Source organism: Alitiscatomonas sp., assembly GCF_037242085.1.
GTDB classification, from domain to species: Bacteria; Bacillota; Clostridia; order Lachnospirales; family Lachnospiraceae; genus Alitiscatomonas; species Alitiscatomonas aceti.
In genome coordinates, this window is sequence record NZ_JAXXBR010000081.1 from 24,762 (window position 1) to 37,203 (window position 12,442).

The window sequence follows — 12,442 nt, forward strand, 5'->3', positions numbered from 1 at the left end:
ATATCATGTGACTTTTTAGCGGTTCTTAAAAGGAGCCGTTCTGAGACCGGAGGAAAAAAATATGAAGTGGAAAAAATTTACGCTGAAGACCACCACAGAGGCGGTGGACTATATCAGCAGCCTGTTTGATGAGATCGGGATCCAGGGCATTGAGATCGAGGACAACGTGCCTCTGACCGAGAGCGAGACCAAGGGAATGTTCATCGACATCCTGCCGGAGCTGCCGCCGGACGACGGTACAGCCAGAGTGAGCTTTTATCTGGACGACGATGACGACGCGGAGGCCATCTTAAAAGAAGTGGATGAGGGGCTTTCTGAACTGCGCCAGTACGTGGAGATCGGTGAGGGGACCATCACAGCCTCTGAGACCGAGGACAAGGACTGGATCAACAACTGGAAGCAGTATTTCAAGCCGTTTACTGTGGATCACATCCTTATAAAGCCCACCTGGGAGGAGATCCCTGAGGAGCACAAGGACAAGCTTCTGATCCAGATCGACCCGGGAACGGCCTTTGGGACCGGAAAGCATGAGACCACCCAGCTCTGCATCCGCCAGCTGGAAAAATATGTGAAGCCGGGTGTGCGGATCCTGGATCTGGGCACTGGCAGCGGCATTCTCGGTATTACGGCCTTAAAGCTGGGAGCCGGTTCTGTATTCGGAACGGATCTGGACGAGAACGCCATTACCGCCGTCCATGAAAACCTGGAGGCCAACGGGATCCCGGAGGAGAAATTCGGAGTGGTCCAGGGAAATATCATCGATGAGAAGGAAGTCCAGGACGCTGCGGGATACGAGTGCTACGACATTGCCGTGGCCAATATCCTGGCCGATGTGATCATCATGATCCAGAAGGAGGTTCCGGTGCATCTGAAGCAGGGAGGGATCTTTATTACCTCCGGCATCATCGATATGAAGGAGCAGGCGGTCAGGGATGCGCTGTCCCAGAACGATGCCTTTGAGATCCTGGAGACCACCAGACAGGGAGAGTGGGTCTCCATCACAGCGAGGAAGCGGTAGTGTATCATTTTTTTACTGAAACGGAATTTTTTACAGAGTCTGAGGCCGTGATCACCGGGCCGGATGTGAACCATATAAAAAATGTGCTGCGGATGAAGCCGGGCGAGCAGATCCTTTTAAGCGACGGAAAGGGGACAAACTGCCTGTGTGAGATCACGGAGATCGAAAGCAGCCGGGTCCTGGCGCGGATCCTGCCGGAGCTGGTGGAGGACACGGAGCTTCCGGTGGAAGTGACCCTGTACCAGGGCCTTCCCAAGGGCGATAAGATGGAATTCATCATCCAGAAATGTGTGGAACTGGGCGTCTCCCGGATCGTACCAGTGGAAATGGCCCGGTCGGTGGTAAAGCTGGATAAGAAGAAGGAAGAGGCAAAAAGGAAGCGCTGGCAGGGCATTTCCGAAAGCGCCGCCAAGCAGTCCAAAAGGATGATCGTTCCAGAGATCGGACCGGTCCTTTCTTATAAGGAAGCGGTGGCTGAGGCGGCTTCCATGGACCTGTTCCTCCTGCCCTATGAGGATTCTGAAAGCCTTTCGGGAGCCGGAGGCATGGAGCTTACCAGAAGCCTGATCGGAGGACTGGAGCCGGGAAAGAAATGCGCGGTGCTCATCGGTCCCGAGGGCGGCTTTTCCGATGGGGAAGTGGAGGCTGCCAGAAACGCCGGGGCCAGGACTGTGACCCTGGGAAAGCGGATCTTAAGGACCGAGACGGCGGGGCTTTTTGTGCTTTCAGCCGTGGGGCTTCTTTTGGAGGATTGATTTTTTAAATGGAAAACAGAAAAGAAGTATATTTTGACAATTCAGCCACGACCCGGGTCTTTGACAGTGTCCGGGACGTGATGGTGGAGGCCATGACCTCCGATTACGGCAATACCTCCTCCAGACATATGAAGGGCGTGGAGGCGGAACGGTACATCCGGGAGGCCCGGGAGGAGATCGCAGGCTCCCTGAAGGTAAAGGAAAAGGAGATCGTTTTTACCTCCGGCGGAACGGAGTCCAACAATATGGCCCTCATCGGCGCCGCTATGGCTGCCAGAAGAAAGGGAAACCATCTGATCACCACCTGCATCGAGCATGCGTCCATCTATAATACCATGAGCTTCCTGGAGGAGCAGGGCTTCCGGATCACCTATCTTCCGGTGGATCAGGACGGGATCGTATCCCTGGACGCCCTGCGGGAGGCCATCTGCGACGACACGATCCTGGTCTCCATCATGTATGTGAACAACGAAATGGGAGCCGTGGAGCCGGTGGCAGAGATCGGGAAGCTCATAAAGAGCATCCGTCCGGACATTTATTTCCATGTGGACGCCATCCAGGCCTACGGGAAATATGTGATCCGTCCCAAAAAAGAGGGCATCGATCTCATGTCCGTCAGCGGCCATAAGATCCACGGACCCAAGGGAGTGGGCTTTTTATATGTGGACGAAAAGGTCCGGATCAAGCCCATCATCTTTGGCGGCGGCCAGCAGAAGGGAATGCGCTCGGGGACAGAAAACGTTCCGGGCTGCGCCGGTCTGGGCATGGCTGTCAGGGAGATCTATAAGGACCATGACGAAAGGGTGGAGCGTCTGTACGCCTTAAAGGACCGTCTGGTCCAGGGGCTTTCCAGCCTGGAGGGCGTAACGGTCCACGGACGGACCGGCAGGGATTCGGCCCCCCAGATCGTCAGCGCCGGCTTTGAGGGCGTAAGGGCAGAGGTGCTTTTACATGCCCTGGAGGACCGGGGGATCTACGTTTCCTCCGGCTCTGCCTGCTCCTCCAATCATCCGGGGGTCTCCGGAACCCTGAGAGGGATTGGCGTCAGGGAATCCCTGTTGGATTCCACCCTGCGTTTTTCCTTTGGCGTGTTCAACACGGAGGACGAGGTGGATTACTGTCTGGAGGTCCTGCGGGAGCTCCTTCCAGTGCTCCGCAGATACCGGAGGGCTTAAGAGCCAGAAGAACAGAAAATCAGATTTACAGAACAGAAGGAGAAATATGAATTACAGATCCTTTCTTATTAAATATGCAGAGATCGGCGTCAAGGGTAAGAACCGTTATCTTTTTGAGGACGCCCTGGTAAAGCAGATCCACCACCGTCTGAAACGGCTGGAGGGCGGCTTTACGGTAACAAAGGAGGCCGGGCGCATTTACGCCGAGGCCAGTGAAGCCTTTGATTTTGACGAGGTGGTAAACGCCCTGCAGCACGTGTTCGGCATCGTGGGCATCTGTCCCATGCTGCAGATCGAGGACAACGGCTATGAAGATCTGAAGGCCCAGGTGGTGCGGTACATCGGCGAGGCCTATGAAAACAAAAACTTTACCTTTAAGGTGGTGGCCCGCCGGGGAAACAAGCAGTATCCGGTGGTGTCTGACCAGATCAACAGGGACCTGGGCGAGGTGATCTTAAACGCGTATCCGGAGACCCGGGTGGACGTGCATAACCCGGACGTTCTCCTGCGGGTGGAGGTGCGCCATAAGATCAATATCTTTTCCGAGACCATCCCTGGTCCCGGGGGAATGCCCATCGGAACGGCCGGAAAGGCCATGCTCCTGCTTTCCGGCGGCATCGACAGTCCGGTGGCAGGGTACATGGTGGCCAAGCGCGGCGTGACCCTGGAGGCGACCTATTTCCATGCGCCGCCCTATACCAGCGAGCGGGCCAAGCAGAAGGTGGTGGACCTGGCGAAGCTGGTGGCAAAGTACACGGGCCCCATTAAGCTGAATGTGGTGAATTTCACCGATATCCAGCTTTATATCTATGACCAGTGCCCCCATGATGAGCTGACCATCATCATGCGCCGCTATATGATGCGGATCGCGGAAGCCATTGCAAAAGAGTCCGACTGCCTGGCATTGATCACCGGCGAGAGCATCGGCCAGGTGGCTTCCCAGACGTTACAGTCCTTAGGTGTGACCAACGCAGTCTGCGAACTTCCGGTGATGCGGCCGCTGATCGCCTTTGACAAGCAGGATATCGTGGATATTTCCTTAAAGATCGACACCTATGAGACCTCTGTCCTCCCCTATGAGGACTGCTGCACGATTTTCGTGGCCAAGCATCCGGTGACAAAGCCGAACCTTAAGAGGATCGAGATGTCAGAGACAAAGCTTTCTGAAAAGATCGATGAAATGGTGAAGACGGCCATTGAGACCAGGGAAGTGATCCGCTGTATTTAAAACAAAAACTGCCCGGAGCGGACCGCTTCCGGGCAGACTTTAAAGGGCTTATGATTCCACGATATACGGGGCCAGTACGGTAAGGATCTCCTCAGCGTCTCCCTCCGCGTGGATATTTAAGTCGATGGGTCTGGAAAGATCCAGGCTGAAGATGCCCATGATGGATTTGGCATCGATCACATAGCGGCCGGAGATCAGGTCGAAATCGGTATCAAACTTCGTCAGGTCGTTTACAAAAGACTTAACTTTATCGATGGAGTTCAAAGAAATTTTAACGGTTTTCATGTTAAAGTCCTCCCAGTTCATTATATAGATAAATTACGTTCTTATATTCATACTAAATGGACATCCCGCAAAAGTCAAGAGCCAGATTGCATGAAAATCGGGAATGCATGATTGAATTTAGACAGGAGAGAAGAAAATGAGAAAAGCTGCACTCCATAACCTGGGCTGCAAGGTCAATTCCTATGAGACAGAGGCCATGCAGCAGCTTTTAGAGGCTGCCGGCTACCAGATCGTGGACTTTGAGGAAAAGGCTGACGTTTATATCATCAACACCTGCTCCGTCACCAATGTGGCGGATAAAAAATCCCGCCAGATGCTCCACCGGGCCAAGGCAAAAAATCCGGAGGCCCTTGTGGTGGCTGCGGGCTGCTATGCCCAGGCGGCTGGAGAAAAGCTCCTGGAGGATACGGCCATCGACCTGGTCATCGGAAATAATAAGAAGGCGGAGCTGGTGCAGCTTCTGGAGGAGCGGCTGGCCGGACGGGAGCCCCAGGACGCGGTCATCGATATTTCCGCAGCCCAGGAATATGAAGCGCTCCACATTGAACGCCAGGCAGACCATACCAGGGCCTTTATCAAGGTGCAGGACGGATGCAACCAGTTCTGCAGCTATTGTATCATTCCCTACACCCGGGGACGGGTCAGGAGCCGCCGGCCGGAGGATGTGGAAGAGGAGGTCAGGACCCTGGCAGAAAAGGGATACCAGGAGATCGTCTTAACAGGCATTCACTTAAGCTCCTATGGCACAGACTTTAAGGAGGAGCCCCAGGACCTTCTGGAGCTGACAAAGCGGCTCCACCAGATCCCTGGCGTGAAGCGGATCCGGTTCGGTTCCCTGGAGCCCAGGCTGATCACCGAGGAATTTGTACGGCAGCTCTCTGCCATGGAAAAGATCTGCCCCCACTTCCATTTATCCCTGCAGAGCGGCTGCGACGCTACCTTAAAGCGCATGAACCGCCACTATACCTGTGAGGACTATTTATACCGGTGCGGGATCTTAAGAAAATATTTCAAGGATCCGGCCATTACCACTGACGTGATCGTGGGCTTCCCGGGAGAGACAGACGAGGAATTTGCAGAGACAAAAAAATTCCTGGAAACGGTCCATTTTTACGAGATGCATGTATTCAAATATTCGAGACGGGCGGGGACCCGGGCGGACCGGATGCCGGACCAGGTGCCGGAGCCGGTAAAGACGAAGCGGAGTGCAGAGCTTCTGGCCCTGGAGAAGGAGATGTCAAAGGCATACCGGGCCTCCTTTCTGGGAAGGGAGACGGAGGTCCTTCTGGAGGAGCCTGTGGAGATAGGCGGAGCCCGGTACATGGTGGGCCATACAAAGGAATATGTAAAGGCCGCTGTGCCGGAAGCTGGCGGAAAAAACTGCTTTGTCCGGGGAGTGTTAAAAGAATTCCTGACAGATGAGATCATTTATCTTGCAGAAAATCCGGATTTGGGGTAAAATAAGGAATAGCAACTAAAGGACGTGAGGACATTTATGGGCGATATCAGCAACACACAGTATTTCAGGGCAGTACAGGAAGAAAAGAAGATGGAGGTCAGCCAGGTCCTTCGGGAGGTTTACGAGGCTCTGACTGAAAAGGGATATAACCCCATCAACCAGATCGTAGGCTATATCATGTCTGGAGATCCGACGTATATCACCAGTCATAAAAGCGCCAGAAGCCTGATCATGAAGGTGGAGCGGGACGAGATCTTAGAGGAATTGATGGAAAATTACATCAATACGAGACTGAAATAGACAAAATGGCGGAAGCCAGAAAAGAACCATAGGGGGAAAGCGGCAGAACAGTTGGGGGATATGAGGCCAGCTGATTTTGTCGTGGAGAAAATGAGGATACTTGGACTTGATTTCGGATCCAGGACCGTGGGGGTGGCCGTAAGCGATGAGCTGCTTTTAACGGCCCAGGGACTGGAGACCATCGAACGGAAAGATGAGAATAAGCTGAGAAAGACCTGCGCCAGGATCGAGGAGATCATAAAGGAATACGGCGTGGAGGAGATCGTGCTGGGACTCCCGAAAAATATGAACAATACCGAGGGAGACCGGGTGGAGAAAACAAAGGAATTTAAAGAGATGCTGGAGCGCCGGACCGGGCTTCTGGTGACGCTCTGGGATGAGCGCCTTACGACAGTTGCTGCAGAAAAGGTCCTGATGGAATCCGGGGTACGGAGAGAGAACAGGAAAGCCGTCATCGACAAGGTGGCTGCCTGTCTGATCCTCCAGGGTTACCTAGATCACCATGGCCGGACCGTTACGAAATAGGAGAGAAAAAATGGAAGAAAGAAAGATCACGCTGGTGGACGACGAGCAGACCCTGGAATTTTACGTGCTGGAAGAGACAAAATTAAACGGATCAGATTATCTGCTGGTGACGGACGCCGAGGATGAGGAGGAAGAGGCCGACTGCTATATCTTAAAGGATATGTCCAGGGAGGGAGAGGCCGACGCTCTTTATGAATTTGTGGAGGATGAAGCGGAGCTAGAGGGCCTTATGAAGATCTTTGAGGAGCTTCTGGATGACGTGGACATTGAGACAAAGGAATAGGAAGTTATTTCATGAACGAAGAAAAGGTAAAGGATCTTTTGCGGGAAAAGGGGCTTAAGGTTACCAGCCAGCGGCTCATGGTCTTAAATATCCTGAGCGCCCACGGGGACGAGCACCTGACGGTGGAGGAGATCTATGACCTGGCAAAAGAGGAAAGCCCGGAGATCGGGCTTGCAACCATATACAGGACCGTACAGGTCCTTCTGGAACTGCATGTGATCGAAAAGGTCACCTTTGACGACGGTTTCGCCCGGTATGAGCTGAACGGAGAAGAGACGGGATCGGGCCACCGCCATCACCATGCCATCTGTACCCAGTGCGGGAAGGTGTATTCCCTGGAGACGGATCTTCTGGACACTTTGGAAAAGCAGGTGTTCGAGAGTCTGGGCTTTGAGGTTACGGACCATGAGGTAAAGCTGTATGGCCTTTGCAGCGCGTGCAGAAGAAAAGCGCAGAACGCAATGGAGGTTAAAACTTGAAGAACGCAAACAAAGACAATAAGAACTGCAAAGTAAAGATCATCCCCCTGGGAGGTCTGGAGCAGATCGGAATGAACATGACTGCCATCGAATATGAGGACAGCATCATCGTCATGGACTGCGGCCTGGCTTTCCCCAGCGATGATATGTTGGGCATTGACCTGGTGATCCCGGACGTGACGTATCTGACGGACAATATTGACAAAGTGAAGGGCTTTGTGATCACCCATGGACACGAGGACCATATCGGAGCCATCCCCTATGTGCTTAAAATGGTCAACGCTCCGGTCTACGGGACAAAACTGACCATGGGGCTCATTGACCATAAATTAAAAGAACACAATATGCTGAAAAACGTGAAGCGCAAGGTGGTAAAGCACGGCCAGTCCGTGAACCTGGGCTGCTTCCGTGTGGAATTTATCAAGATGAACCACAGCATCGAGGACGCCGCAGCCCTGGCAGTATTTACGCCGGCAGGCATCCTTTTAAATACCGGAGACTTTAAGATCGACTATACGCCTGTATTTGGAGATGTGACAGATCTCCAGAGGCTGGCGGAGCTGGGGAAAAAGGGTGTTTTAGCCCTTATGTGCGATTCCACCAACGCCATCAGAAAGGGCTTCACCATGTCCGAGCGGACTGTGGGAAAGACCTTTGACGCGATCTTTGCAGAGCACACCCAGAACCGGATCATCGTGGCGACCTTCGCTTCCAACGTGGACCGGGTGCAGCAGGTCATCAACTCAGCCTGCAAGTACGGAAGAAAGGTGGTCATCGAGGGCCGCAGCATGGTGAACGTCATCGGGACGGCCCAGGAGCTGGGATATATCAACATCCCCGACGGCACACTCATCGATATCGAGCAGTTAAAGAATTATAAGGAAGAGGATACGGTGCTCATCACTACAGGAAGCCAGGGAGAGTCCATGGCGGCCTTATCCAGAATGGCCTCCTCCCTGCACCGGAAGGTATCCATCACGCCGAGAGACGTGGTGATCTTAAGCTCCACACCCATTCCGGGAAATGAAAAGGCAGTGGCAAGGGTCATCAACGAGCTTTCCATGAAGGGCGCAAAGGTGATCTCCCAGGATACCCATGTATCGGGCCATGCCTGCCAGGAGGAGATCAAGCTGATCTATTCCCTGGTGCATCCCAAATATGCCATCCCCATCCATGGTGAATTCCGTCACAGGATGGCCCAGAAGGAGCTGGCAGAATCCCTGGGGATCCCCAAGGAAAACATTATGATGCTCCATACGGGCGATGTGCTGGAGATCGGCGAGGAGAGCGCCCAGGTCATCGACCATGTCCAGTCCGGCGGTGTCCTGGTGGACGGCCTTGGAGTGGGCGATGTGGGAAACATCGTTTTAAGAGACCGTCAGAACCTGGCCCAGAACGGGATCATCATCGTGGTGCTGACCCTGGAGAAATACTCCAACCAGCTGCTTTCGGGACCAGATATCGTGTCCAGGGGCTTTGTCTATGTGCGTGAGTCTGAGGATCTGATGGAGGAAGCCCAGGCCATTGTGGACCACGCCGTGGCTGACTGCCTGGAGCGGCACGTTTCCGACTGGGGCAAGATCAAGAACATCATCCGCGACAGCTTAAGCGATTTCTTATGGAAGCGGATCAAGAGAAACCCGATGATCCTTCCGATCATCATGGAAGTATAACGACCGTCCCAAAGGACGGGACAAAGGAGCCGTATGAGCAAACTGACAAAGGAAATCAATAAGATCAGCCTGGCTGTCATCGGCATTTCCGGCCGCCTTGTGTTTTACGCCCTGGTGCTGGTGCTTCTGGTGCTGGGCGTCAGAAAAACGTATGAATTCGGCCATGATATTTTCTATGCCCCGGGAATGGAAGCACTCCCGGGGACGGAAAAGACTGTGACCCTGGACGGTACAGAGTCGGTGGCGGACGTGGGAAAGCTCCTGGAGGATGCCGGTCTGATCCGGGACCATGTGGCCTTTTCCATCCAGGCAAAATGCTACGATTATGAGGTGAAAAAGGGAAGCTTTTCCCTGAATACCTCCCAGAGCTCCAAGGAGATCATCAATATTTTGGACGAGGAGACGAAAAAGGAGTAATGATCACTGACAGCAGGATCACAGATTATATCAATTCCCTGGATCCAGGAGACGGGGAGCTGTGCGACGGGATCGCCAGGGAGGCGGTCCGGTCCGGCGTGCCCATCGTCCGGCGGGAGACGGCGGCTCTTATAAAGACCATGCTCGCTTTAAAGAAGCCGGAGCGGATCCTGGAGGTGGGAACGGCTGTGGGCTATTCGGCTCTTTTAATGGCCCGGTCCATGCCGGAAACGGCACACATTACCACCATAGAAAAATACGAAAAGCGCATCCCCATTGCCCGTGAAAACTTTAAAAGGGCGGGGATGGAGGAAAAGATCACGCTGCTGGAGGGGGATGCGGGAGAGATCCTGGGATCCCTTTCCGGCTCCTTTGATTTTATCTTCATGGATGCGGCCAAGGGCCAGTATGTCCACTGGCTGCCGGACGCCTTAAGACTTCTGGCCCCCGGCGGACTTTTAATGTCCGACAATGTGCTCCAGGATGGGACCATTGTGGAGTCCAGGTACGCGGTGGAGCGACGGGACCGGACCATCCATGTCCGGATGCGGGAATACCTTTATACTTTAAAACATATGAAAAATCTGGAGACCGCCATCCTCCCCATCGGGGACGGGGTGGCCCTAAGCGTCCGGAAAGAAAGGGAAGACTCATGAGAAAGACTGAGCTTTTGATCCCGGCGGGAAGCCTGGATGTATTAAAGACTGCTGTGATCTATGGAGCCGACGCCGTTTATCTTGGAGGCGAGGCCTTTGGACTCCGGGCGAAGGCTAAAAATTTTACAAATGAAGAGATCCGGGAAGGGATCGCCTTTGCCCATGAGCGGGGCGTGAAGGTGTATATCACAGCCAATATCTTCGCCCATAACGACGATCTTCCGGGAGTGGAGGAATATTTTAAAGAGCTGGGGGAGATCGGCCCGGACGCTCTGATCATTTCCGATCCAGGCGTGTTTATGACTGCAAAGCGGATCCTGCCGGAGATGGAGATCCACATCAGTACCCAGGCCAATAATACCAACTACGGGACCTACCAGTTCTGGTATGGGCTGGGAGCGAAGCGTGTGGTATCGGCCAGGGAGCTTTCCTTAAAGGAGATCCGGGAGATCCGGGACCATATCCCCGAGGATATGGAGATCGAAAGCTTTATTCACGGGGCCATGTGCATCTCCTATTCCGGAAGGTGCCTTTTAAGCAATTATTTTACCGGCCGGGACGCCAACCAGGGAGCCTGTACCCATCCCTGCCGGTGGAAGTATTCAGTGGTGGAGGAGACCCGGCCCGGCGAATACATGCCGGTCTATGAAAACGACAGGGGAACCTTTATTTTTAACTCCAAGGATCTCTGTATGATCGAGTACGTTCCGGAGATGATCGAAGCCGGCATCGACAGCTTTAAGATCGAGGGGCGCATGAAAACGGCCCTGTATGTGGCCACCGTGGCCAGGACATACCGGAAGGCCATCGATGATTATCTGGAAAGTCCGGAGAAATACCGGGAAAATCTGGAGTGGTACCGGGAGGAGATCGGAAAATGCACCTACCGGGAATTTACCACGGGCTTTTATTTCGGAAAGCCTGGAAGCGACACCCAGATCTATGACAGCAGCACCTATGTGAAAAACTATACCTATCTGGGGACTGTGGAGGAAACGGATGGACGCGGCTTTGGGCGGATCGAGCAGAAGAACAAGTTTTCCGTGGGAGAGACCATTGAGATCATGAAGCCCGACGGCCGGAACGTGGAAGTGACGGTGAAGGGGATCTTCCGGGAAGACGGGGAAAGCCAGGAAAGCGCTCCCCATCCGCAGCAGGTGCTCTTCATCGACCTGGACGGCCAGGCAGAGCCGTATGATATCTTAAGAAAAAGAGAAGACTAAGGGGAAGGGAGCGGGGCCATGGAATTTCTGTTTTGGTTTTTTGGCGTATTCTGCCTGGCATATTACGGGGTGATCGTCTGCTATTCCGGGCCGTCCACCTCCTTCGCACCGATCTGGCTGGTGCTGTCCGCCTGTCTTTTTATCATTGCGACGGTGGTACACTTTTACGACAGGTTCCGGGACCGGATCTCGCTGCGCCTGGAGGTTTCGGCGGTGACGGCCCTGACTGCCATTTTTGTGGTCTTTGTGTGTGTGGAGATCGCCATGGGGGTCAACTTCTTTTCCCTGGATAAGCAGAGCGCCGATTATGTCATCGTCCTGGGCGCACAGGTGCGGGGAAAGGCTCTGAGCAGAACCCTGGAGTACCGTCTGGAAAAAGCCCTGGAATACGCCAGGGTCCATCCAAACACCGTTCTGGTGCTGTCCGGCGGTCAGGGGGTAGGCGAGGAGATGACAGAGGCGGAGGCCATGTACGAATATCTCAAGGCCCACGGCATCCCCGAATCCCAGATGCTTCTGGAGGAGCAGTCTGCCAGCACCTACGAAAATCTGGTATACAGCAAGCTCCTGATCCAGGAACGGGAAGCAAAAAGACGCCAGACCATCCGGGACGTGATGGCAGCGTCGGGCTATCTGTCCCCTCCCGACGAGGAGGTATCCATCCGCGTGGGGATCATAACCAGCAACTTCCACGTACTCCGGGCCAAGGCCATAGCCAGAAAGACCGGCATCCCCGGCATCACCGGTATCGCCGCCAAATCCGACCCGGTGCTGTTTTTACACTTCTCCGTCCGGGAATGCTTCGCGATCCTAAAAGATAAATTTGTGGGAAATATGTAGATACAAGGGGATCAAGGCCGGAAAGCCCTGGCGCAGGCTTGCCTGCAGAGGGGGTTCCGGCCTTGAGACCCGCCCAGTATCGTCACCGCCGGTCCAGTTTTCCATCCTGGAAATCCCATCCCCCTA

General features: G+C 54.0%; 15 protein-coding genes. 14 read left to right on the forward strand and 1 reads right to left on the reverse strand.

The genetic code is table 11. The features are described from left to right. Window positions 1–61: 61 nt before the first annotated feature. From prmA to thiI, 4 genes are read left to right on the forward strand one after another with little or no spacing between them, the layout of a single operon-like run. Window positions 62–1,018 (forward strand): 50S ribosomal protein L11 methyltransferase, encoded by a 957-nt coding sequence (prmA, locus tag WIH05_RS07725; RefSeq protein WP_022273722.1) that lies wholly within the window; start codon window positions 62–64, stop codon window positions 1,016–1,018. Then, window positions 1,018–1,773: a 16S rRNA (uracil(1498)-N(3))-methyltransferase gene (locus tag WIH05_RS07730; protein ID WP_022273721.1), complete on the forward strand. Its 756-nt coding sequence runs from the start codon at window positions 1,018–1,020 to the stop codon at window positions 1,771–1,773. The genes prmA and WIH05_RS07730 overlap by 1 nt, the downstream gene beginning before the upstream one ends. Before the next feature lie 8 nt (window positions 1,774–1,781). Beyond that, the gene (locus WIH05_RS07735; RefSeq protein ID WP_337425201.1) at window positions 1,782–2,948 is read left to right on the forward strand and encodes a cysteine desulfurase family protein; all 1,167 of its coding nucleotides are present in this window, start codon (window positions 1,782–1,784) and stop codon (window positions 2,946–2,948) included. A gap of 46 nt (window positions 2,949–2,994) precedes the next feature. Then, window positions 2,995–4,176: a tRNA uracil 4-sulfurtransferase ThiI gene (gene thiI / locus WIH05_RS07740; protein WP_022273718.1), complete on the forward strand. Its 1,182-nt coding sequence runs from the start codon at window positions 2,995–2,997 to the stop codon at window positions 4,174–4,176. A gap of 48 nt (window positions 4,177–4,224) precedes the next feature. Here thiI and WIH05_RS07745 read toward each other — a convergent pair whose 3' ends face one another. Continuing rightward, window positions 4,225–4,461 carry an HPr family phosphocarrier protein gene (locus WIH05_RS07745; protein ID WP_022273717.1) on the reverse strand — a complete coding sequence of 79 codons (237 nt, stop codon included), beginning with the start codon at window positions 4,459–4,461 and terminating at the stop codon, window positions 4,225–4,227. Window positions 4,462–4,597: 136 nt separating this feature from the next. On the opposite strand from WIH05_RS07745, the gene mtaB reads away from it, so the two are divergent. The 10 genes from mtaB (at window position 4,598) to WIH05_RS07795 (ending at window position 12,316) form a co-directional block, all read left to right on the forward strand. Beyond that, a complete protein-coding gene (mtaB, locus tag WIH05_RS07750; protein WP_337425202.1) occupies window positions 4,598–5,920 on the forward strand; it encodes a tRNA (N(6)-L-threonylcarbamoyladenosine(37)-C(2))-methylthiotransferase MtaB in 1,323 nt (440 codons plus the stop codon). 36 nt (window positions 5,921–5,956) lie between these two features. Then, window positions 5,957–6,220 carry an IreB family regulatory phosphoprotein gene (locus WIH05_RS07755; RefSeq protein WP_022273714.1) on the forward strand — a complete coding sequence of 88 codons (264 nt, stop codon included), beginning with the start codon at window positions 5,957–5,959 and terminating at the stop codon, window positions 6,218–6,220. Window positions 6,221–6,310: 90 nt separating this feature from the next. Then, a complete protein-coding gene (gene ruvX, locus WIH05_RS07760) occupies window positions 6,311–6,745 on the forward strand; it encodes a Holliday junction resolvase RuvX (RefSeq protein ID WP_215653610.1) in 435 nt (144 codons plus the stop codon). Between the two features lie 10 nt (window positions 6,746–6,755). Next, window positions 6,756–7,028: a DUF1292 domain-containing protein gene (locus WIH05_RS07765; protein ID WP_022273712.1), complete on the forward strand. Its 273-nt coding sequence runs from the start codon at window positions 6,756–6,758 to the stop codon at window positions 7,026–7,028. A gap of 11 nt (window positions 7,029–7,039) precedes the next feature. After that, window positions 7,040–7,507: a Fur family transcriptional regulator gene (locus WIH05_RS07770; RefSeq protein ID WP_022273711.1), complete on the forward strand. Its 468-nt coding sequence runs from the start codon at window positions 7,040–7,042 to the stop codon at window positions 7,505–7,507. After that, window positions 7,504–9,180: a ribonuclease J gene (locus WIH05_RS07775; protein ID WP_022273710.1), complete on the forward strand. Its 1,677-nt coding sequence runs from the start codon at window positions 7,504–7,506 to the stop codon at window positions 9,178–9,180. The genes WIH05_RS07770 and WIH05_RS07775 overlap by 4 nt, the downstream gene beginning before the upstream one ends. A gap of 33 nt (window positions 9,181–9,213) precedes the next feature. Next, on the forward strand, window positions 9,214–9,597 hold the full coding sequence (locus WIH05_RS07780) for an endolytic transglycosylase MltG (RefSeq protein WP_158359115.1): 384 nt from the start codon (window positions 9,214–9,216) through the stop codon (window positions 9,595–9,597). Then, a complete protein-coding gene (locus WIH05_RS07785; RefSeq protein ID WP_022273708.1) occupies window positions 9,597–10,253 on the forward strand; it encodes an O-methyltransferase in 657 nt (218 codons plus the stop codon). The genes WIH05_RS07780 and WIH05_RS07785 overlap by 1 nt, the downstream gene beginning before the upstream one ends. Beyond that, window positions 10,250–11,476 (forward strand): U32 family peptidase, encoded by a 1,227-nt coding sequence (locus WIH05_RS07790; protein WP_337425203.1) that lies wholly within the window; start codon window positions 10,250–10,252, stop codon window positions 11,474–11,476. Before WIH05_RS07785 ends, WIH05_RS07790 begins: the two co-directional genes overlap by 4 nt. A gap of 18 nt (window positions 11,477–11,494) precedes the next feature. Continuing rightward, the gene (locus WIH05_RS07795; protein WP_215653608.1) at window positions 11,495–12,316 is read left to right on the forward strand and encodes a YdcF family protein; all 822 of its coding nucleotides are present in this window, start codon (window positions 11,495–11,497) and stop codon (window positions 12,314–12,316) included. Window positions 12,317–12,442 lie beyond the last annotated feature (126 nt).